General features: G+C 61.0%; 24 protein-coding genes. 3 read left to right on the forward strand and 21 right to left on the reverse strand.

Annotated elements, in window-relative coordinates; all coding sequences use genetic code 11:
• The first annotated feature begins 70 nt into the window (after positions 1–70).
• Positions 71–1,594 (forward strand): flagellar hook-length control protein FliK, encoded by a 1,524-nt coding sequence (gene fliK, locus AC4LFW_RS10275; protein WP_491818950.1) that lies wholly within the window; start codon positions 71–73, stop codon positions 1,592–1,594.
• A complete protein-coding gene (locus AC4LFW_RS10280) occupies positions 1,591–1,914 on the forward strand; it encodes an EscU/YscU/HrcU family type III secretion system export apparatus switch protein (RefSeq protein WP_491818951.1) in 324 nt (107 codons plus the stop codon). The genes fliK and AC4LFW_RS10280 overlap by 4 nt, the downstream gene beginning before the upstream one ends.
• Here AC4LFW_RS10280 and AC4LFW_RS10285 read toward each other — a convergent pair.
• The 15 genes from AC4LFW_RS10285 to flhA all read right to left on the reverse strand — a co-directional run bounded on the left by AC4LFW_RS10285 (position 1,895) and on the right by flhA (position 16,721).
• Positions 1,895–2,335 (reverse strand): rhodanese-like domain-containing protein, encoded by a 441-nt coding sequence (locus AC4LFW_RS10285; RefSeq protein WP_491820198.1) that lies wholly within the window; start codon positions 2,333–2,335, stop codon positions 1,895–1,897. The two genes, AC4LFW_RS10280 and AC4LFW_RS10285, sit on opposite strands and share 20 nt — an antisense overlap.
• Positions 2,336–2,492: 157 nt before the next feature.
• Positions 2,493–2,909: a DUF2802 domain-containing protein gene (locus AC4LFW_RS10290; protein ID WP_491818952.1), complete on the reverse strand. Its 417-nt coding sequence runs from the start codon at positions 2,907–2,909 to the stop codon at positions 2,493–2,495.
• 3 nt (positions 2,910–2,912) lie between these two features.
• Positions 2,913–3,392: a chemotaxis protein CheW gene (locus AC4LFW_RS10295; RefSeq protein ID WP_491818953.1), complete on the reverse strand. Its 480-nt coding sequence runs from the start codon at positions 3,390–3,392 to the stop codon at positions 2,913–2,915.
• A gap of 82 nt (positions 3,393–3,474) precedes the next feature.
• Positions 3,475–4,290 carry a CheW domain-containing protein gene (locus AC4LFW_RS10300; protein WP_491818954.1) on the reverse strand — a complete coding sequence of 272 codons (816 nt, stop codon included), beginning with the start codon at positions 4,288–4,290 and terminating at the stop codon, positions 3,475–3,477.
• Positions 4,291–4,379: 89 nt separating this feature from the next.
• The gene (locus AC4LFW_RS10305; protein WP_491818955.1) at positions 4,380–5,168 is read right to left on the reverse strand and encodes a ParA family protein; all 789 of its coding nucleotides are present in this window, start codon (positions 5,166–5,168) and stop codon (positions 4,380–4,382) included.
• Positions 5,169–5,281: 113 nt separating this feature from the next.
• Positions 5,282–6,079 carry a flagellar motor protein MotD gene (gene motD / locus AC4LFW_RS10310; protein WP_491818956.1) on the reverse strand — a complete coding sequence of 266 codons (798 nt, stop codon included), beginning with the start codon at positions 6,077–6,079 and terminating at the stop codon, positions 5,282–5,284.
• A 150-nt stretch (positions 6,080–6,229) separates the two neighbouring features.
• On the reverse strand, positions 6,230–6,970 hold the full coding sequence (locus tag AC4LFW_RS10315; protein ID WP_491818957.1) for a flagellar motor protein: 741 nt from the start codon (positions 6,968–6,970) through the stop codon (positions 6,230–6,232).
• Positions 6,970–8,088: a protein-glutamate methylesterase/protein-glutamine glutaminase gene (locus AC4LFW_RS10320; protein WP_491818958.1), complete on the reverse strand. Its 1,119-nt coding sequence runs from the start codon at positions 8,086–8,088 to the stop codon at positions 6,970–6,972. The genes AC4LFW_RS10315 and AC4LFW_RS10320 overlap by 1 nt, the downstream gene beginning before the upstream one ends.
• A 49-nt stretch (positions 8,089–8,137) precedes the next feature.
• Positions 8,138–10,330 (reverse strand): chemotaxis protein CheA, encoded by a 2,193-nt coding sequence (locus AC4LFW_RS10325; protein ID WP_491818959.1) that lies wholly within the window; start codon positions 10,328–10,330, stop codon positions 8,138–8,140.
• A 12-nt stretch (positions 10,331–10,342) separates the two neighbouring features.
• Positions 10,343–11,137 carry a protein phosphatase CheZ gene (locus tag AC4LFW_RS10330; protein ID WP_491818960.1) on the reverse strand — a complete coding sequence of 265 codons (795 nt, stop codon included), beginning with the start codon at positions 11,135–11,137 and terminating at the stop codon, positions 10,343–10,345.
• Positions 11,138–11,157: 20 nt separating this feature from the next.
• Positions 11,158–11,532, reverse strand: coding sequence for a chemotaxis response regulator CheY (locus AC4LFW_RS10335; protein WP_243604701.1), 375 nt, complete (start codon positions 11,530–11,532; stop codon positions 11,158–11,160).
• Positions 11,533–11,654: 122 nt separating this feature from the next.
• Entirely contained in the window at positions 11,655–12,380 is a 726-nt protein-coding gene (fliA, locus tag AC4LFW_RS10340) for an RNA polymerase sigma factor FliA (protein WP_491818961.1), read from the reverse strand.
• 14 nt (positions 12,381–12,394) lie between these two features.
• Positions 12,395–13,225 carry a flagellar synthesis regulator FleN gene (fleN, locus tag AC4LFW_RS10345; protein ID WP_491818962.1) on the reverse strand — a complete coding sequence of 277 codons (831 nt, stop codon included), beginning with the start codon at positions 13,223–13,225 and terminating at the stop codon, positions 12,395–12,397.
• 91 nt (positions 13,226–13,316) lie between these two features.
• Positions 13,317–14,585: a flagellar biosynthesis GTPase FlhF gene (flhF, locus tag AC4LFW_RS10350; protein WP_491818963.1), complete on the reverse strand. Its 1,269-nt coding sequence runs from the start codon at positions 14,583–14,585 to the stop codon at positions 13,317–13,319.
• 15 nt (positions 14,586–14,600) lie between these two features.
• Positions 14,601–16,721: a flagellar biosynthesis protein FlhA gene (flhA, locus tag AC4LFW_RS10355; protein ID WP_491818964.1), complete on the reverse strand. Its 2,121-nt coding sequence runs from the start codon at positions 16,719–16,721 to the stop codon at positions 14,601–14,603.
• 196 nt (positions 16,722–16,917) lie between these two features.
• Between flhA and sodC the strand changes: the two genes are divergently transcribed.
• Positions 16,918–17,439, forward strand: a complete 522-nt coding sequence (gene sodC, locus AC4LFW_RS10360; RefSeq protein WP_491818965.1) for a superoxide dismutase [Cu-Zn] SodC — start codon at positions 16,918–16,920, stop codon at positions 17,437–17,439.
• A gap of 49 nt (positions 17,440–17,488) precedes the next feature.
• Here sodC and flhB read toward each other — a convergent pair whose 3' ends face one another.
• Genes flhB through fliN form a run of 6 tightly spaced genes read right to left on the reverse strand, consistent with a single transcriptional unit; the run spans position 17,489 to position 21,428 of the window.
• On the reverse strand, positions 17,489–18,625 hold the full coding sequence (gene flhB / locus AC4LFW_RS10365) for a flagellar biosynthesis protein FlhB (RefSeq protein ID WP_491818966.1): 1,137 nt from the start codon (positions 18,623–18,625) through the stop codon (positions 17,489–17,491).
• Between the two features lie 39 nt (positions 18,626–18,664).
• Complete coding sequence (gene fliR / locus AC4LFW_RS10370) at positions 18,665–19,444, reverse strand: flagellar biosynthetic protein FliR (protein WP_491818967.1); 780 nt, start codon at positions 19,442–19,444, stop codon at positions 18,665–18,667.
• 39 nt (positions 19,445–19,483) lie between these two features.
• Positions 19,484–19,753: a flagellar biosynthesis protein FliQ gene (gene fliQ / locus AC4LFW_RS10375; RefSeq protein WP_491818968.1), complete on the reverse strand. Its 270-nt coding sequence runs from the start codon at positions 19,751–19,753 to the stop codon at positions 19,484–19,486.
• Positions 19,754–19,762: 9 nt separating this feature from the next.
• Entirely contained in the window at positions 19,763–20,539 is a 777-nt protein-coding gene (gene fliP / locus AC4LFW_RS10380) for a flagellar type III secretion system pore protein FliP (protein WP_491818969.1), read from the reverse strand.
• A complete protein-coding gene (gene fliO, locus AC4LFW_RS10385) occupies positions 20,539–20,958 on the reverse strand; it encodes a flagellar biosynthetic protein FliO (protein WP_491818970.1) in 420 nt (139 codons plus the stop codon). Before fliO ends, fliP begins: the two co-directional genes overlap by 1 nt.
• Entirely contained in the window at positions 20,958–21,428 is a 471-nt protein-coding gene (gene fliN / locus AC4LFW_RS10390; RefSeq protein ID WP_491818971.1) for a flagellar motor switch protein FliN, read from the reverse strand. The genes fliO and fliN overlap by 1 nt, the downstream gene beginning before the upstream one ends.
• Between the last annotated feature and the right edge of the window lie 29 nt (positions 21,429–21,457).

The following is a 21,457-nucleotide window of genomic DNA, read 5'->3' on the forward strand; positions in this document are numbered from 1 at the left end:
GAATTATACATGGCGAGCCCAGGTGCCAAAGGCCATAGAGGCGAAAGGTTGTAAGAGCATTTGAGTAACCATGACCGAGATCAAGAGCACCGGAGTGATCCCGCCTTCAGCCGCTTCGCGCCCCGTCGTGTCAAACGCGGAGATGGCCTTGAAATTACTGCAGCCCATGCAGGGGCTTCTGCTGGCCGGGGAAAGCGCCGAGGCCGAGGTCATGGCTATCAAGGAAGCATTGCAGAACTTCCAGATGACCTTGCGCTTGACCTTGAACAATGGCCGCCAGGCTACTCTCGAGACCAGCAGCACGAAAGCGGCAATACCGGGCGCGGTCATGGTGGTCACGGCCGCCTCGGACACACGGCTGATGGCTGTGCTGCAGCCAGGCAACCGTCAACCCATGAGCAGCATCGATCTCGGCCAGCTGCCTCTGGGCACGGTCATTCAGGGCAAAGTGACCAGCAGCCAGCCGGTCGAACAGGACGGCCAACCCCTGTTCAAGGCGGTGATCAGCCTGCTCAATCCGCCACTGGCAGGACAGAAGCTGATGATCGAGTCCACGCGACCCCTGGTGCCGGGCAGCCTGATAACCGCCCGGGTCCAGGGGGATCAGTCGCTGGCGTTCCTGCCGTTGAGCGGGCGCCTGGACCAGCTGGAACTCGATCGGCAACTGACAGCACAAGGCAGCCGCCAGGGTTCGATAGAGGGTTTGCTCGGCGCACTCCGGTCCAGCAATGCCCTGCCGGAGCAGCTCCGCGGGGCCGCAGAACGTCTGCTGGGCATGGTGCCCGAGATGCAGCAGCTGGGCGACGCCAAGACGCTGGCCCAGGCCTTGGCCAGGAGTGGCGTATTTCTGGAAGGCAGCCTGCTTAGCGGCGAAACCGATAATCTGCAGACCGACATGAAAGCCGCCCTTTTGCGCCTGGTCGCGCAATTGCCGGGATTGCCCGGAGGAAACCCCCTGGGCACCGCGCAGGCCGGCGCCATGCTGGGCCAGGCCCTGCCTGCTTTCGCCCGCAACGCCTTGGGCGCCCTCGGCCAGCCAAGCGCCCGGCAAATGGCGCAAAGCTTTCCATTGCCGAGTCGGTTAACGCCAAACAATGATGAAGAAGCGGATCTGGAGACTCTTCTCAAGCTGGCGGCAGCCGCGGTGTCACGGCTCCAGACGCACCAGCTGGCCAGCCTTGCACACACACAGACCAACCCGGATGGCACACAGGTCACCACCTGGCAAATCGAAGTGCCGATGCGTGACCATCGCGATATCGTGCCGCTGCAGGTCAAGCTGCAGCGCGAAGACGAACCCCAGCACAACCGCAAGGAAAAGCCGGAAACGCTCTGGAAGGTCGAACTGGCCTTCGACGTCGCGCCACTCGGTGCGCTGCAGGTGCAGGCCCAGCTGTTGCGGGGCAGCCTGTCAGGCCAGATCTGGGCCGAGCAAGGTCAAACGGCCAATCTGATCACGGCGGAGCTGGACTATCTTCGCAACCGGCTGGCCTCAGCCGGACTGAACGTGGCGGACCTGGCGTGCCGGCAAGGCACCCCGCCCCAGGGACCTCGTACCGCCGTGGACCACCGTTTCGTGGACGAAACCGCATGACCATCAGCGGCCCGCGCCAAGCCATTGCGCTCACCTATGACGGCGTGAACACGCCCACGCTGTCCGCCAAGGGCGACGACGAACTGGCAGAGACCATCTTGGCCATTGCGCGGGAGCATGAGGTACCGATATACGAAAATGCCGAACTGGTGAGGCTGCTGGCCCGCCTGGAACTGGGCGACGCCATCCCAGAAGCGCTCTATCGCACGATTGCAGAAATCATCGCATTTGCCTGGTACCTGAAAGGCAAGCACCCGTCATGCGCAGACAAGCAGCAGTCAGCACCGAACACAGCGTTGCTCAAGGGACCTGAGCACTGAGCGTAGAGACTCTCGAAATGCTGCCTTTTTCGAGAGGAAAGTCCTGTAGCAGCCAGGCGAAATACCCCTGACGGAAATAGAAGACCTGCTGATACCCCCACCCAACCGCCAACCGAACAGCTTCGGCGCTGGCAGGGCAAACATCGCTGTCGCAATAGACCACAAGCGGCACGGCCCGCGGCCACTGGGGATGAGACAAACCCAGAAACTCGCGCGCGAGCTCAAGATGCACGGCGCCTGCAACATGCCCCCAGGCCCATTCGCGCCCCGGGCGCACATCGACGAACACCGCGCCCAACTCGTGCAACCGTTTTGCCTGGAACACATTGACGGTCATCGCGCCGGCGACCCCGTCAGGTGCCTCCTCAGCCGCGGCCATGAGCGGACCGATCGAAAGCAGACAGCACAGCAGAATGCGCAGCATCACACCCTCCTCGGCGCAAGGCCTGAGAACAAGCCAGCAACCATAAGAGGGCCCCAGCGTTGTTCATCTTTGGAGGAAGCATCGGTTACATCGTTCCCCGCCGACCCGTGCCGCAGGTCGGTACGAGCCCGCTACAGGGAGAGACGAAAAACACCTAGCCCGGCTTGCGCCCGGCCTGATGCAGCTTGCTCATCAGCTCGGCTTCAGACTGGGACAAACCGCAGGATTGAGTCAGGTCATCGACACTGGCGCCCATTCCAACCAGTTTTGCGGCCTGGGTGAACGAGAAGTTGTTGATGTCGCGCTGCTCAAGCTGGGTGAGCTTGTCCGGCAATGGCGCGACCGTCCGGGACAGCTCATGAAGCTCCTGCCCCATGCGCATATTGCCTTCGAGAAAGGTTTCCAGGCGACCGGTCAGGTCCTTGATTCGCTTGTCACGGATCGCATCGCTGCGCGCCTGCAGCTCCGCCTGGGCAGCCTGGCGTTTGTACAGCCATATGCAGAACCCCAGCAATGCGAAGCAGCACAGGGCAAGCAGGACGATCGATGCGACCAGCGACTCAATCAGCATGTATCAGATGCTCTCAAGCTCCGCCCATTCTTCTTCGCTCATCATCTTGTCGAGTTCGACCAGGATCAGCAGCTCGTTGTTCTTGTTGCATACGCCCTGGATGAATTTTGCAGATTCATCGTTGCCCACGTTCGGCGCGGTTTCGATCTCGGACTGGCGCAGGTACACGACCTCGGCCACGCTGTCGACCAGAATACCGATCACCTGGCGGTCTGCCTCGATAATGACGATACGGGTGTTGTCCGAGACAGGCGCGGTTTCGAGGCCGAAGCGCTGACGCGTATCGATCACCGTGACGACATTGCCGCGCAGGTTGATGATACCCAGCACATAACTCGGCGCACCCGGCACTGGCGCAATTTCGGTATAGCGCAACACTTCCTGTACCTGCATGACATTGATGCCATAGGTCTCGTTATCCAGACGGAAGGTCACCCATTGCAGGACCGGATCATCGGAACCCTGTGCGGAAGTCATCTTCATAGCCCCACCTCTCAAAACACCGCAATGACGGTCGATTCTATCGTTTGCTCGGCCGCACATAGACGGCCGAGGTTTTATTAACTCAGTAAGACGGCACGCCCTTGAGGTGCCGTGTCGCGCCACTTGCAATCAGCTCTGCCAAGGCCGTGACATCCAGCAGCGCGCACATATGGTCAATCACTGTCCCAGCCAGCCATGGCCGCTGGGTGCGTTGCGAGCGCCATTTCACTTCTCGCGGATCCAGACGAATCGAGCGGCTGACCTGATGCACCGCCAAACCCCATTCATACCCCTGCACCGAGATCACGTACTGCAGGCCTTCGCGAAAATCGTCCCGGTAACGGTCCGCCATGACCCACCGCGCCGTATCCAGCACCTTCAGATTGCCAGCCTGGCACGGCAGGATACCGAGGAACCAGTCGGGCTGACCGAACAGCGGAGTCAGCTCCTGGCCGTCAAGCGGATAAATGGAACCGAGGCTAACCAGGGGGACCGCCAGCGTGAGCCCGGCCACGTCGAAGAGCAGACACTCGAAGGGCTCCTCGCCCCACGCCGGCTGATCAGCCTTTTGCCGCAGTGGGCCACCAGCCGACTGACTGGGAGTTTCCAGGTGCGCCACAGGTTCGACGCGCACCGCCGGCATGGGCGGCTTCTCCGGCTCCAGCTCGAGCAGCGCTTGCGGCTGTGTAGCAACTGGAACGACGACAGCCGCTGGCTCGGCCTGACGCAGCGGAACAACGCGCTGGGTGTCGCGCAGTTGTTCTTCGAGCACAGCGGCCTGGAATTCATCGAGGCTGACCGATTCGGTCAGCTCCATGACGGCATCCTGCAAGAGCGCGTCGAGATACGACTGCAGCGTCTGTTGCGATCGGCTTTCTTTTAGAACGGTACGGCTCATGATCCCAACTCGTGCGAACCCACTGGACAGGCTATCGGCCGCAACAGCGACGAACTTGAATGGTCAGTACGCCCGTACGTCGTCGACATTCAGGCCACCTCTGGCGATGCCTGGGACGCCAGTACCGCCTTGAGCAAGGCGCGGTAGGCGAGAACAGCACGGCTGTTGGCATCGTAACGGGACGGCACTGTCCCCGCGAGGCTTGCATCGCGCAGGCGCGTATCGATGGGAATGAAGGCCTGCCAGAGGTTGGCCTGGTATCCGTTGCGCAACACCTTGAGAGTGTTCATCGACGCCTGGGTGCGCCGGTCGAACATGGTCGGGACGATGATGTAGGGCAGCGCCTGTCTGCGTGAGCGGTTGATCATGGACAGCGTGCTCACCATCCGTTCCAGACCCTTAAGGGCAAGAAACTCGGTCTGTACCGGAATGATCAGCTGCTGGCTGGCGGCCAATGCATTGACCATCAGCACACCAAGCAAAGGCGGACTGTCGATGACGGCGTAGTCGAAGTCCTGCCAGAGCTGAGACAGGCTCTTGGCAATCACCAGGCCCAGGCCGTTCTGCCCCGGAGACTGCCGCTCCAGTGTTGCCAGCACGGTACTGGACGGCAGAAGCGATATGCGCTCATGGCTGGTCGGTTGCAGCAACTGCCAGGGCAATCCTTCGGGCACCGATCCCTGGTGCTGGAAGAGATCGAAGACACTTCTGTCGATGTTATCGGGATCATGACCGAAATAACTGGTCATCGATCCGTGAGGATCGAGATCAAGCACCACGACCCGCTTGCCGGAATCGGCCAGCAAACCGGCAAGGGCAACGGAGGTTGTGGTTTTCCCCACCCCCCCTTTCTGATTGGCTACAGCCCAGACTCTCATAACTCGTCTTCCATCCGGATCGAACCAAACCGGGAACTGCCGCGTCGGCTCAGCCGGCGACGGGGATTTGACGATGCCGCACGCGGCATCTGCTGAGCCAGATGCGGTGCACTTTACATGCCAGCCTGGGCTGCTGCCCTGGCATTGCCACTTCCCATCCCGGTGACGCTGCGCCGCACATCGAGGTTGCGCGAAATAACCAGGATGACCCGACGATTTCGCGCCCTCCCCTCTGCCGTCGCGTTATCGGCGATCGGCTGGAACTCACCGTAGCCAACCGCAGCCAGACGCGAAGGCTCGACGCCTCCCGCTGCCAGCATGCGTACCACGCTGCCGGCACGTGCGGCAGACAACTCCCAATTAGTCGGAAATTTGTCGGTGCTGATCGGCAGGTTATCGGTGAAGCCTTCCACGTGAACAGGGTTGTCAAAGGGCGCCAGGATGCTAGCCACCTTATCGAGAATGGCGAAGGCCTGGTCATTGGGCAGCGCGTCGCCACTGGGGAAAAGCAAGCCGGAACTCAGTTCTATTTCCACCCATAGCTCATTGCCGCGCACCGTGAGTTGGTTCGTGCCGATGAGATCGGCAAAGGCTGCGCGCATGCTGCGCACAATGCTGTCCAGCGGATCGACCGGCATTTCATGGCCCGACTGCACGCCCTCGCTGATATCGGGATCCGCCTGGCCAGCACGGGGGCGCTCTTCCCCGACTGGAATAGGTTTGATCGCACGGTCCGGCTGGTTGAACACACCTACCAGCGAGTCGGAGAGAATCTTGTATTTACCTTCGTTGAGCGACGAGATCGAATACATCACCACGAAAAAAGCAAACAACAGCGTGATGAAATCGGCATAGGAGACCAGCCAGCGCTCATGATTCTCCGGCTCCTCATGCGACCTGCGGCGAGCCATGCTCAAAGGCTCCCGGACGACGGTTTGCAGCAGCCGGCCGCAGCGACGCCCCGATACACGAAGGCACCTGTCCGAAGGATGGCGATGCAGGTCATGATGGCTTTCATGCTTGATTCTCTATCGGCAGCGGACTGATGCAGTCAGCTGTTTTCAGTCCATGAAGCCCTGGAGTTTCATCTCGATCGAGCGTGGGTTTTCCCCTTCGGCGATCGACAACACCCCTTCGAGCAGCATCTCGCGGTAGGCGGTCTGCTTCTGAACGACGCTCTTGAGCTTGTTGCCAATGGGCAATGCAAGCAGGTTGGCAAAGGCGACCCCATAAATGGTCGCAACAAACGCCACTGCAATGCCGTTACCCAACTGACTGGGGTCGGCGAGATTGCCCATAACGTGAATCAGCCCCATCACTGCCCCGATGATGCCCACCGTCGGCGAGTAACCGCCCATACTCTCGAAGACCTTGGCCGCACGAAGATCACGGGTTTCCTGGGTATACAGATCGACCTCGAGAATGCTGCGGATCACCTCGGGCTCAGCGCCATCGACCAGCAGCTGCAGTCCCTTGCGCGCATAGGGATCGGGTTCGATTTCGGCGATCGGCTCCAGACCCAGCAGTCCCTCCTTGCGCGCCGTGGCACTCCAGCCGGTGACCAGGCTGATCCCGCGTGCAAGGTCGATGCGCGGCGGAAAAAAAATCCAGCTGATGATCGACATGGCGCGCATGAACACAGCCATTGGCGTCTGCAACAGGACGGCACCCAGGGTTCCGCCCAGCACGATCAAGGCTGCAGGCCCGTTGAGCAGTGCCGAGACGTGACCACCTTCGAGAAAATTCCCCCCGACAATGGCGACGAATGCAAGGACCAGCCCGATAAGGCTGAGCACATCCATCAGATACACGCCTCGCTCAGGTGCCGGCCGATGTCATCCAGGCTGTACACGGCGTCGCTGAGATTCGCCTTTGTAACCGCCATCGGCATTCCGTAGATGACGCAGCTGGCCTCGTCCTGCGCCCACACCTGACTGCCGCATTGCTTGAGCATGCGCGCACCTTCACGGCCGTCGGCTCCCATGCCCGTGAGCACTACCGCCAGGACCTTGTCATGGTAGGCCTTGGCCGCCGAGCCAAAGGTCACGTCCACGCAGGGCCGGTAGTTCAAGCGCTCATCACCAGGCAGGATGCGCACCGTGCCGCGACCATCGACCATCATCTGCTTGCCTCCGGGGGCGAGCAGCGCAAGGCCCGGTCGCAACTGATCACCGTCTTCGGCTTCCTTGACGCGGATGCTGCATAGCTTGTCCAGCCGTTCGGCGAAGGCCTTGGTAAAGGCGGCAGGCATGTGCTGGACAAGCACGATGGGCGCCGGAAAGCTGGCGGGCAGCTGAGTCAGCACGCGCTGGAGCGCCACAGGCCCGCCAGTCGAAGTACCGATGGCAACCAGCCGATACGACTTGCGACGCGGTGCCGGCAACGCGGGTGCGGGCGCATGCGCCGTCGCATGGGTTTGCGTACTACGCGACGTTGCCGGGGAAGCCGCTGTCGGACTGACGCTGCGAGGGGCCGGAGCGCCAGTATGTGACGCAGCGGAAGGATAACTGCTGTAACGACGGTTGCTGCGCGAAATGCTGTTGATCTTTTCGCAAAGCAACTGTTTGACCTTGTCCGGGTTGCGTGAAATATCTTCGAAATTCTTCGGCAGGAAATCCACCGCGCCGGCGTCAAGAGCATCCAGCGTGACACGAGCGCCTTCGTGGGTGAGCGATGAGAACATAAGGACCGGGGTCGGACAACGCTGCATGATCTGACGGACGGCGGTGATACCGTCCATCATCGGCATTTCGTAATCCATGGTGATGACGTCGGGCTTGAGCGCCATTGCCTGGTCGATCGCCTCACGGCCATTGGTAGCAGTACCGATCACCTGGATATTCGGGTCGGACGAAAGAATTTCCGAAACGCGGCGACGAAAGAAGCCCGAATCATCCACTACCAGGACCTTGACTGCCATAAAACACTCCTAGCGGCAGCAATCCCAAACAGGACCGCTGCCCAGCTGATCAGACCCGGCGCGCGTAACGCTTGAGCATGCTCGGAACATCGAGGATCAGGGCGATGCGCCCGTCACCGGTGATGGTTGCACCGGACATACCCGGGGTGCCCTGAAGCATCTTGCCCAACGGCTTGATCACCACCTCTTCCTGACCGACCAGCTGATCGACGACGAAGCCGATGCTCTGGTTGCCGACGCTGAGGATAACGACGTGGCCCTCGCGCTGTTCCTCTTGGGCGGCGCCCCGAACCAGCCAGCGCTTGAGGTAGAACAGGGGGAGCACCTTGTCGCGCACGACCACCACTTCCTGCCCATCGACCACGTTGGTTCGCGACAGGTCGAGGTGGAAGATTTCGTTCACGCTGACCAAGGGGAAGGCAAACGCCTGGTTGCCCAGCATGACCATCAGGGTCGGCATGATAGCCAGCGTCAGCGGGACCTTGATGACCACCCGCGACCCCTGCCCCTTGCTGGAGAAGACGTTGACGGTGCCATTCAGCTGGGAAATCTTGGTCTTCACCACGTCCATGCCGACGCCGCGCCCAGAGACATCGGAGATCTCGGATTTGGTTGAGAAACCCGGCGCAAAAATCAGGTTGTAGCATTCCAGATCGCTCAGGCGATCGGCCGCGTCCCTTTCCAGCATCCCTTTCTCAACGGCTTTGGCACGCAGAACATTGGCATCCATGCCCTTACCATCGTCGGTGATCTGCAACAGGATGTGATCGCCTTCCTGCTCGGCTGACAAGACTACGCGGCCAGTGCGCGGCTTGCCTGCCGCCTCGCGCTCCTCGGGGGTTTCGATGCCATGGTCGACCGAGTTGCGCACCAGGTGCACCAACGGGTCGGCCAGCGCTTCGACAAGATTCTTGTCGAGGTCGGTCTCTTCGCCCACCAGCTCGAGGTTGATCTCCTTCTTCAGGCTGCGCGCCAGATCCCGGACCAGCCGGGGGAAGCGACCAAACACCTTCTTGATAGGCTGCATGCGCGTTTTCATCACCGCGCTCTGCAAGTCGGCCGTCACTACGTCGAGGTTGGATACCGCCTTGGCCATGGCCTCGTCGCCACTGTTGGAGCCCAGGCGCACCAGACGGTTACGCACCAGCACCAGCTCACCGACCATGTTCATGATTTCGTCGAGCCGTGCGGTGTCGACCCTTACGGTGGTTTCCGCTTCAGCTGCATGTTTTTCCGGGGCAGCGGCGGGCTTGGGAGGTTCTGACCTCGCCGGTGCTGCAGCCGGCTTGCTGGCCGGTGTCGCGGCTGGCTTTGCCGAAGCGATGTTCTGGGCTGCCGGAGAAGCGGCCGGCTTGTTGACGGGGGCGGTGACAGCGACTGCAGCCGCGGCCTCCGGCTCGAACTTGCCCTTGCCGTGAAGCTGGTCCAGCAGCGCTTCGAATTCATCGTCGGTGATCTCATCACCGCTGACCGCCGCAGGGCCAGCTCCGACGGCGGGCTCGGCAGCGGGGCCAGCAACCGGCTCGGAAAACTGTCCAGTGCCATGCAACTGGTCGAGCAATGCCTCGAATTCTTCGTCGGTAATTTCATCGCTGGGCGCAGGCGCAGCGGCTGCAGGCGCTGCCTCGGTCACCGGGGTTGCAACGAACTGCCCCTTGCCGTGCAACTGGTCCAGCAGCGATTCGAACTCGTCATCAGTGATTTCGTCGCCGCCGTCGCCAACAGCAGGGCTTACCGCAGCGGCATTGTCGAGCGCACCGAGAAACTGTTCGAATTCATTGTCGGCGGTGGCCAACTCGGGCTCGGGCATGACAACAGCAACGTCAGGCACGGCAACAGGCGCATCCGCACCGGCCGGCTCAGCCAGACGCGCCAGCGCTGCGAGCAGTTCAGGCGAAGCCGGAGTGACCTCAGTGCGCTCACGCACCTGGCTGAACATTTCATTGACGGCGTCCAGCGCCTGCAGCACGACATCCATCAATTCCGAGTCGACGCGTCGTTCACCCTTGCGCAGGATGTCGAAGACGTTTTCAGCGATGTGACAGCACTCGACCAGCTCGTGCAACTGGAGGAAACCGGCACCGCCCTTTACCGTGTGGAAACCGCGAAAAATCGCATTGAGCAACGCGGCGTCGTCGGGGCTGCTCTCCAGCTCCACCAGTTGCTCTGACAATAGTTCGAGAATCTCGCCGGCCTCAACCAGGAAGTCCTGGAGGATTTCTTCATCGGCGTCGAAGCTCATATTCACCTTCCCCTAAAAGCCCAGGCTTGAAAGCAGATCATCGACATCGTCCTGCCCGGATACGACATCCTCACGTATATCGGCATGCATCTGCGGACCTTCACCGTTGGAAGTCGCTTTTTCCTGTTTTTTCTTTTCCTGCTCGGCGAGCAGCTCTGCATGATCGTGCTTTATGCCGGCCACACGGTCGACTTGGCCGGCCATCAGCACCAGATTCAGCAGGTTGCTTTCAAGCTCGGTTATCAGACGGGTCACCCGCTTGATCACCTGGCCGGTGAGATCCTGGAAGTCTTGGGCCAGCATGATTTCGCTGAGATTCTGCGAGAGCTGGCTGCCGTCGTTCATGGTCCGCTGGAGGAATTGGTCAATGCGTTTGACCAGGTCGCGGAACTGTTCGGCGTTCATGTCACGACGCATGAAGCGCTGCCAGTCGGCCGTCAGGCTTTGCGCTTCGTAGCTTACGTAGTTGACCAGCGGCGCTGACTCCTCGACCAGATCCATGGTGCGGTTTGCCGCTTTCTCGGTCATTTCCACCACATAGGACAGCCGGTCGGTGGCGTCTGTGATCGGTGATGGGTCTCCACCAGCGGCACAGGTATCCATCTCCAGCTTGACGATGGCGTTGTGCAGTTCGCGGGTGAGCTTTCCGACTTCATGATAGAGACCCAGATTGCGGGCCTGATTAAGCTCGTTGAACATCTGCGCAGCGTCGTCGAAGCGGCCTTGCTGCAGGCTTTCAATCAGTTGGGGTGCATGGGCCTTCAGAGTCGCTTCGAACTCTGCAAGGCTTTGGTCTGTTTGCGTCATAGTGCCCTCGCGGCGTTACTTCAGCCGTTGACGCGCTCGAAAATCTTTTCGATTTTCTCTTTGAGCACTTGAGCCGTGAATGGCTTGACCACATAGCCGTTTACGCCTGCCTGTGCTGCCTCGATGATCTGGTCGCGCTTGGCTTCGGCAGTCACCATCAATACCGGCAGATGCTTCAGACGATCATCGGCACGCACTGCGCGCAACAGATCGATGCCACTCATGCCGGGCATGTTCCAGTCGGTGACGAGAAAGTCGAAACTGCCACTCTTGAGCATCGGCAGCGCGGTAGTACCGTCATCGGCCTCGGCCGTGTTGGTAAAGCCCAGATCACGCAAGAGATTCTTGATGATCCGTCTCATTGTCGAGAAGTCGTCGACGATGAGAATCTTCATGTTCTTGTCCAAGTACACCTCCGTAAATCCCGAAATCCCCAGCGCCCGCTCACGGTTCATGGCGGGCTCCGTGAATGAAGCTCGTAAAAAGCGGCCTCGAAATGCGTTATGCAAACCGGCTGCTAGCGGGCACGCCACTCGCCGAGGCGAGCTCGCAGACGCGCCGCGCACTGGCTGTGCAGCTGGCTCACCCGCGATTCGCTGACGCCCAGAACCTGGCCGATCTCCTTCAAGTTCAACTCTTCGTCGTAGTACAGCGAAAGCACCAGTTTTTCACGCTCCGGCAGGTTCGATATCGCATCGGCCAGGGCTTGCTGAAAACGCTCGTCCTCGAGATCACGAGACGGTTCCGGATGTGCACTGGCGGCTTCCTCGCCGAACTCCCCGTGCTCGCCCTCCGTCAGCAGGTCATCAAAGCTAAACAGGCGGCTGCCCAGGGTGTCGCCCAGAATGCCGTAGTACTCATCGAGACTCAATTTAAGTTCGGCCGCAACTTCATGATCTTTAGCGTCGCGACCGGTTTTGGCTTCAATTGTGCGAATCGCCTCGCTGACCATGCGCGAGTTGCGGTGAACCGAGCGCGGCGCCCAGTCACCCTTGCGCACTTCGTCGAGCATCGCACCTCGAATGCGGATGCCTGCGTAGGTCTCGAAACTGGCGCCTTTGCCGGAATCGTACTTCTTGGACGCCTCGAGCAGACCGATCATGCCCGCCTGCATCAGGTCATCGACCTGCACGCTCGCCGGCAAGCGCGCCAGGAGGTGGTAGGCGATGCGCTTGACCAACGGCGCGTACTGATCGATGAGCTGGTATTGAGCGTCTTTAGCCTGAGCTTTGCTGTAATACATACCGAGTCCAGCCGCTATTGTTCGTTAGGCTCTGAGGCGGGCCTGACCAGGCGCTCCACAAAAAATTCCAGATGACCACGCGGCGTTGCCGGTAGCGGCCAGGTATCGACCTTCTGTGCAATTGCCTTGAAGGCCAGTGAAGACTTCGCTCGCGGATAGGCCTCGTACACGGCGCGCTGCTTCTGCACGGCCTTTCGAACCGCCTCGTCGTAGGGGATCGCGCCGACGTACTGCAGCGCCACGTCCAGGAAACGCTCCGTCACCTTGGTCAATTTGGCGAACAGGTTACGGCCTTCCTGGGGCGCATGGGCCATGTTGGCCAGAACCCGGAAGCGGCTGATGCCATAGTCTCGATTGAGTAGCTTGATCAGCGCGTAGGCATCGGTGATCGAGGTCGGCTCATCGGTCACCACCAGCAGCACTTCCTGCGCGGCGCGGACGAAACTCACCACGCCGTCGCCGATACCGGCCGCCGTGTCAATGATCAGGACGTCGACATCGCTGCCAATGTCGCTGAATGCCTGGATCAGCCCCGAGTGCTGCAGGGTCGACAGCTGGACCATGCTTTGCGTACCGGAAGCGGCCGGAACGATGCGCACGCCGCCCGGCCCCTGAATCAGCACATCGCGAAGATCGCATTCGCCGGAAATGACGTCGGCCAGCGTGCGCTTGGTCGTCAGACCAAGGAGTACGTCGACATTGGCCAGCCCCAGGTCAGCATCGAGCAGAACCACCCGCCGCCCGAGATCGGCCAAAGCCAGCGCCAGATTGACCGACACGTTGGTCTTGCCGACGCCACCCTTGCCGCCGGTCACCGCAATCACCTGTACGGGATGCATACCCATGTTTACACGCCTATATCTTGCTGGGGCCCGGAGGCCATCGATGCGTTCAGCGTGAACGCGTCATCTTTGTCTGTGTGAAAGGCCGGTGCGTTCATCCGACCTTCCGTGAACCGTTGTAGAGCTCGGAAAACATGTCAGCCATCGCCTCCTCGCTGGGCGCCTCCTCTGATTGCAGACTCACCGCCCGACTCACGAGCTGGTGGCTGCGAGGAAGGTGCAGGTCATCAGGGATGCGCGGGCCATCAGCGAGGTAGGCTATCGGCATATGCTGGCTGATCGTGAGCCCAAGGACATCTCCAAGGCTACCGGCCTCATCCAGTTTAGTCAGAATACAACCAGCCAGCCCACAACGCCGGTAGTTGTGCCACGCAGCCTTGAGCACCTGGCTCTGGCTGGTCGCGGCCAGCACCAGGTAATTCTTCGATTTGATACCCCGGTCAGCCAGTGCTTCGAGTTGCTTGCGCATCATCGGGTCGCCTGCCGGCAGACCGGCCGTGTCGATGAGAATCAGGCGTTTGCGGGCCACCGACTCGAGGGTCTTGCTCAACGGCTGGCCGGGATCGATCTGGAGGACCGGCACATTGAGGATACGACCGAGGGTCTTGAGCTGCTCCTGCGCACCGATGCGGTAATTATCCATACTTGCCAGGGCAATGCTTTGCGGCCCGTGCTTGAGCACATAGCGTGCCGCCAGCTTGGACAGGGTGGTGGTTTTTCCGGCACCCGCCGGACCGACCAGAGCAATGATGCCGCCCGCTTCCAGCGGCTCGGCCTCCGTAACCTTGATGGCATGTGCCAGATGCGCCAGCAGCATCCGCCACGCCTGTCGCGGCTCGGCGACACCGGCTACCTTTTCGAGCAGGGCACGCGACAGATCGGCAGGCAGCCCGATGCGCTGCAGGCGGCGCCAGAGACCCGCCTGCTGAGGGCGGCGGCTCTGCTCCTGTCCCCAGGCAATCGAGCCGAGCTGCATTTCGATCAACTCACGCAGCCCTTGCAGTTCTGACTGCATGGCCTCCATCGCCCGCGAATCCGTCGCGGTAGCAGTAGCAGGTGCTGGCCGAGCCGCGGCGGCAGGTTTCTCATCAAGCAATTGACGGTCCTGAACGGCCTGTGGACGCGGTGCGCTGAGCTCGGCATGGGCTGTGGCGATGCGCGCCTGAGTCTTGCGCAATTCGCTCTCAAGGGCCGGATTCGGCTGCTTTGGCACCGTCTCCATCGGGTAATCAAGCACAGCAGTCAACTCGACGCCGCCAGCGACACGGCGGTTTCCCGTGATCACGGCATCGGCGCCCAGTTCGTCGCGGATCATTTTCATGGCGATCCGCATATCGGCTGCGAAGAAACGTTTGACCTGCATGGCCTGTACCCTCGGTTAATTCTGACCCACCGTCGAAACGATGGTGACCTGCTTGTTATCCGGTATTTCCTGATAGGCCAGGACATGAATGTTCGGTACGGCCAGTCGGGCAAAGCGCGACAGCATCGCGCGAACCGGACCTGCCACCAGCAAAATCGCCGGCTTACCCATCATTTCTTGACGCTGTGCCGCATCCACCAGAGAACGTTGCAACTTTTCGGCCATTCCCGGCTCGAGGAGAATGCCATCTTCCGAGCCCTGTCCTGCCTTCTGAAGACTGTTGAGCAATATCTGTTCCAACCTAGGCTCAAGAGTGATGACAGGCAGCTGCGGCTCAAGCCCCACAACGTTTTGCACGATTGCACGGGACAAGGCCACACGAACCGCAGCGACCATCGCGGCGGGATCTTGACTCTTTGCGGCGACGTTAGCGATGGCCTCGGCGATGGTTCGGATGTCCCGCACCGGCACCTGCTCCTGCAGCAGCGCTTGCAACACCTTGAGCAGTGTCGACAGGGAAATCATGCCTGGCACCAGCTCTTCGGCAAGCTTGGGCGAGCTCTTGGCAAGCAGCTGCAGCAATTGCTGAACCTCTTCATGCCCCAGTAGCTCATGGGCGTGCTTGTACAACACCTGGTTGAGATGGGTGGCGACCACAGTGCTCGCGTCGACCACCGTGTAGCCGAGCGATTGCGCCTGGTCTCGCTGGCTGGCCTCGATCCACACGGCTTCCAGTCCAAAGGCCGGATCCTTGGCGGCAATGCCGTTGAGCGGCCCGAAGACCTGACCGGGATTGATCGCCAGTTCCCGATCCGGATACACCTCGGCCTCGGCCAGACTCACACCCATGAGCGTCAGACGATACGCGTTGGGCAGCAGGTCAAGGTTGTCGCGGATATGCACCGATGGCATCAGGAACCCCAGATCCTGGGACAGCTTCTTGCGCACACCCTTGATCCGCGCCAGCAGTTGCCCGCCCTGGTTGCGGTCGACCAGAGGAATCAGCCGATAACCGACCTCCAGGCCGACCATGTCCACGGGCGTCACGTCATCCCAGCCCAGCTCCTTGGTTTCTGCGGCACGTTGTGCCGGAAGGGTCTCCTGCTGCTTCTGAACTTCCTGCTCGGCCTGCTGCTTGACCTGGTTTTGTCGACGCCAGATCCAGTAGGCGCCGCCAGCAGCGACCGCGCCGAGGCCGAGAAAGGACATGTGTGGCATGCCCGGTACGAGGCCCATGGCGATCATGATGCCAGCAGATACCGCCAGCGCCTTGGGCGAGGCGAACATCTGACGATTGACTTGCTGCCCCATGTCCTCGGAACTGGTTACACGAGTCACCATGATGGCTGCAGCGGTCGACAGCAGCAGCGACGGGATCTGTGCCACCAGACCGTCACCGATGGTCAACAGGGCGTACACCTGCCCCGCCTCGCTGAAGCTCATGCCGTGCTGCGCCATACCGATGGCAACGCCACCGATAAGGTTGATGAACAGGATCAACAGACCGGCGATGGCATCACCGCGCACGAACTTGCTCGCACCGTCCATCGAACCGTAGAAATCCGCTTCGGAGGCGACCTCGACGCGACGCAGCTTGGCTTCTGCCTGATCGATCAGACCGGCGTTGAGGTCGGCGTCGATCGCCATCTGCTTACCTGGCATCGCATCAAGGGTGAAGCGTGCGCTGACCTCGGAAATGCGGCCGGCACCCTTTGTCACCACGACGAAGTTGATGATCATCAGGATCGCGAAAACGACGATACCGACGACATAGTTACCGCCGATCACGACGTTGCCGAAGGCCTCGATCACATGTCCGGCGGCGGAACCCCCATCGTGACCATGGATCAGCACCACCCGCGTCGAGGCCACGTTCAGGGCCAGTCGCATCAGGGTCGCGACCAGCAGGATCGTCGGAAACACGGCGAAATCCAGGGGTCGCAACGCATAGACGCTGACCAGCAGCACGACGATCGACAAGGCGATGTTGAAGGTGAACAGCAGATCCAGCAGGAACGGCGGCACCGACAACATCATCATGCCCATCATCACGAGCAACAGCAGCGGCACGCCGAGGTTCCCGCGACCCGCCCCGGTCAGGCCATTGCGAAAGTTGATGAGTTGCGTGCGATCCACGTAGACCCCGACAGACAGAACCAAAGAATTGACGCAAAACGCGCCCTGTCCGGGCTATAGCAAGAAGGGGTCCAGTTTTGCCGCAGTCGAAACGGTCATCGCCAGGGCTGCAGTGATCGAACCTGCCTAGGCTGGGGCAGTCACACTTCGACGGGTGGTGTGACGCCGCCCTCGTTCAATCAAACAGGAGCGCGTTATGAAACAGTGGTTAATTGCCGCAATGGCTAGCTGCGCCGCGATCGGCGTGCAGGCTGAAACCCTTTCGGTCGACATGAACAAGGTCAACGACCAGGGCGTCGCCAGCTCCGTCGGCACCGTGAAGATCGAGAGTACCGATGAAGGCCTGGTATTTCGCCCGGATCTCTCCGGGTTGAACGCTGGCGCGCATGGCTTCCACGTGCATGCCAACGGCAGCTGTCAGCCGGCGGAGAAAGATGGCAAGCAGGCGGCTGCCGTTGCCGCTGGTGGCCACTGGGATCCGAAGAATACAGGCAAGCACGGCGAACCCTGGGGCGACGGCCATATGGGCGACCTGCCCGTCCTGATTGTAGATGCCGAGGGCAACGCCAAGCAGCCTGTGCTGGCGCCGCGCCTGAAGAGTCTGGGTGATCTCAAGGGCCACGCACTGATGGTCCATGAAGGTGGCGACAATTATTCCGACAACCCCCAGCCGCTGGGCGGCGGCGGTGCTCGCGTGGCGTGTGGAGTGATCGAGTAACAAGCGGCTGGAGGCTGGATGGCTTCAGGCTTCAGGCTTCCAGCCCACCTTATTCATCCCTTCGCAGATCGGGCGGTATCGGCAGGTTGCCCAGTGGATCAGGCCGCTTGCCCTTGCCGCTGCGGTACTGGCGTAGTTGATAGACATACGCCAGTACCTGCGCGATGGCGAGGTAAAGACCGGCAGGAATCTCCTGGTCCAGTTCCGTGGAATAGTAGACAGCGCGTGCCAGCGCTGGCGATTCCAGCACCGTTACCTTGTGCTCCTGAGCGATCTCGCGAATCTTCAGCGCGACGAAATCTCCGCCTTTGGCCACCAGCATCGGCGCCCCGCCCTTGCTGCCGTCGTACTTGAGCGCCACGGCAAAGTGGGTCGGGTTGGTGATGACCACGTCGGCGTCCGGTACCGCCTGCATCATCCGGCGCTGGGCCGCATCGCGCTGCAGCTGGCGGATCCGCGATTTGACCTCGGGCTTGCCCTCGCTGTCCTTGTACTCGTCGCGTACCTCCTGCTTGGTCATCATCAGCTTCTGCTTGTTGTCCCAGAGCTGGAAAGGTACGTCGACCGCCGCAATCAGGATCAACCCGCAGGCCATCCACAGGGCCGACCAGCCCACCACTTCCACGCTGTGCATGATGGCCAGGTCCAACGGCTGCTTGGCAATGGACAACAGGTCGTCCTGATAGGCGCCGAGTACCGCCAGCGCCACGAGCAGCACCACTAGGAACTTGCCCAGCGCCTTCAGCAGCTCGATAAGCGCCTTGGTTGAGAACATGCGTTTCAGGCCGGGCCCGGGATTCATCCGGCTGAACTTGGGCGCCATGGCCTTGCCTGAAAACAGCCAGCCGCCCAGGGAAATCGGTCCGATGATCGAGACGATCATCAGCACGATGAGCAGCGGCATGATGGCCTCGAGCGCAATCATGCCGCTGCTCATCAGCAACCGGACCATCGCACCCTCGTCCATCAGCATTTCACGGCTGAGTTCGAAACTGCCCTGCATCATCGCCATGAGGCTGCCCGCCAGGCTGCCTCCGGACGCCAGCAATCCGCCAATGCCACCCAGGGTCACCGCCACCGTGTTCAGCTCGCGGGAGCGGGCCAGCTGGCCTTTTTCGCGGGATTCACGGAGGCGTTTCTCCGTGGGTTCCTCGCTTTTGTCGGCACCGCTTTCGCTCTCAGCCATGCGTGGCCTCCGGCAGCTGTGAAAGGATGTTCGCGCCCATCAGCGAAGGCCGATCAGTTCGCGGAGCATCGCCAGCGCTTCGCTGACGAATGTCTGGTATTGGGCAAGGATGTCGGCCATGCCGATCCACACGATGACCAGGCCAAGCACCAGGGTCAGCGGGAAGCCGATCGAGAAGATGTTCAACTGCGGCGCGGCGCGGGTCATCAGACCAAACGCCAGGTTCACCACCAGCAGCGCGGTAATCGCCGGCAGCACCAGCAGCAGGCCGGCGCCCAGCACCCAGCCGAGCTTGCCGGCAATTTCCCAGAAATGATTGGTGCCCACTAGCCAGCCGCCGATCGGCAGGGTGACGAAGCTTTCGGTGAGAATTTCCAGCACCACGAGATGGCCGTTCATGGCGAAGAACAGCAGGATCACCAGCATGTTGAAGAACTGCCCGATCACCGGCACGGACACGCCGTTGGCCGGGTCCATCATGGAGGCGAACCCCAGGCCCATCTGCATCGCCAGCAGTTGGCCCGAGACGATAAATACCTGGAAGAACAACTGCAGCACGAAGCCCAGCATGACGCCGATGAGTATCTGTTCGGCGATCAGCACCAGCGCCTGGCCGCTCAGCGCTTCGACCACCGGCACCGCCGGCAGGCCCGGCACCAGCACGACGGCAATGGCCACCGCCAGGTATAAGCGCACCCTCATGGGCACCAGCTGCGTGCCAATGATCGGCATGCTCATCAGCATGGCTGCTATGCGAAACAGGGGCAGCAGGAACTGGGCCACCCAGGCGCCGATCTGGGCATCGCTGAGTTCAAGCACAGTTGCCGGTCTCGGCATGGGCGGGAAAGTGCAAGGCGGTTACCCGATGATCAGCGGAATGTTCTGGATCAGGCCCTGGGTATATTCCATCAGCTCCCGGACCAGCCAGGGCCCGGCCCAGATCAGCGTTACCAGCATAATCAACAGACGCGGCAGGAAGCTCAGGGTCTGTTCGTTGATCTGAGTGGCAGCCTGGAACATGGCCACCACCAGGCCGACCAGCAAGCTCGGGACAACCAGCACCGCGACGATCATGGCTGTCATCCAGAGCGCTTCACGAAACAGGTCAACCGCGACTTCAGGTGTCATGGCGCCCCCCTAAAGCGTGCCGAAACTGCTGGCGAGCGTCCCGATGATCAGCCCCCAGCCGTCGACCAGTACGAACAGCATGATCTTGAACGGCAGGGAAATGATCAGCGGTGACAACATCATCATCCCCATCGCCATCAGTACGCTGGCAACCACCATGTCGATGATCAGAAACGGAATGAAGATCATGAAGCCGATCTGGAACGCCGTTTTCAACTCTGACGTCACGAAAGCCGGGACGAGAATGGTCAGCGGCGCGGCATCCGGAGTCTGGATATCAGTTCGCCGTGACAGCCGTACGAAAAGCTCCAGATCGCTCTCGCGTGTCTGCGCGAGCATGAAATTCTTCAATGGCATTTCGGCGCGAGCGATCGCATCCGGCGCCGACAACTGCTCGTTCAGATAGGGTTGTACTGCCTCGTTGTTAATCCGCTCGAACACTGGCGCCATGATGAACAGCGTCAGGAAGATCGTCAGCCCGACCAGGATCTGGTTCGACGGTGTCTGCTGCAAACCCAGCGCCTGGCGCAGGATCGAGAACACGATGATGATGCGGGTGAAGCTGGTCATCAGCATGACGAAGGCAGGAATGAAGCTCAGCGCCGTCATGATCAGCAGGATCTGCAGGCTGACCGAATACTCCTGCTGACCTTCGGCATCCGTGCTGAGCGTGATAGCCGGTATCGACAAAGGATTGTCGCCCTGGGTGATCAACCCTCCAGCATCCTGGCCCACGGCGAACGGGGCGGCCAGGATCAGCAGGGCCGCCAACAACAATCGGAACATCAGGGCTTGTCCTTCTGGTCCCGCCCGAGCAGCTCCATCAGCCGCTGGGCAAACTCCGGGTTGGCGGGCTCGGCATCCGGTAGATGCACCGGTTCCTTGAGCACGTGCAAGGGTGTGATGCGACCGGCGCTCAGGCCAACCAGCACCTGTTCGCTGCCGACCTGCACCAGGACCAGCCGTTCACGCGGCCCCAGCGCTTGGGTCGAAATCAGCTTGATGGCCTGATTGCTACGCGGATTGAGCTGCTGCATCCTGCGCAGCAACCAGGCGAGCAGAAATATCAGGCCGATCACCAGCAGCAGGCCGAGCAACAGCTTGGTCATCTGCGCGCCCATGCCAGTGCTGCTCATGCTGGCAGCGGGCTCTGCGGCCATTGCCGGCAATGCCAGCAGCAGCGAAACCAACGGCAGGGCTCGCATCAGCGCAGCTTCTTGATGCGTTCGCTCGGGCTGATCACGTCAGTGAGACGGATACCGAACTTCTCGTTGACCACCACCACCTCGCCATGAGCGATCAAGGTGCCATTGACCAGCACGTCCAGCGGCTCCCCGGCCAACCGGTCGAGTTCGACCACCGAGCCCTGGTTGAGCTGCAACAGGTTGCGAATGCTGATTTCCGTACTGCCAACCTCCATCGAGATGGATACCGGGATGTCCAGGATCACGTCCAGGTTGGGTCCCTCGAGACCGGCCTGCGATGCCGAGCCCTTGGGGCTGCTGCCAAATTCCTCCAACGGAGCCCGCGGAGGAGCTGGTGCAACCGCGGGGCCTTGATTGAGCAGCGCGTCGATGTCGTCCTGGTTGGCATCGCCCGCCTCGGCCAGTGCCGAAGCCCACTCATCGGCCAGGGCCTGCTCTTCAGCGGAAGTGTTTTCGAATTCGTCTGCCATCGCTAATCCTCGACCGGCTGGTAATTGAA

This window comes from Stutzerimonas sp. C6.4V (assembly GCF_058536345.1).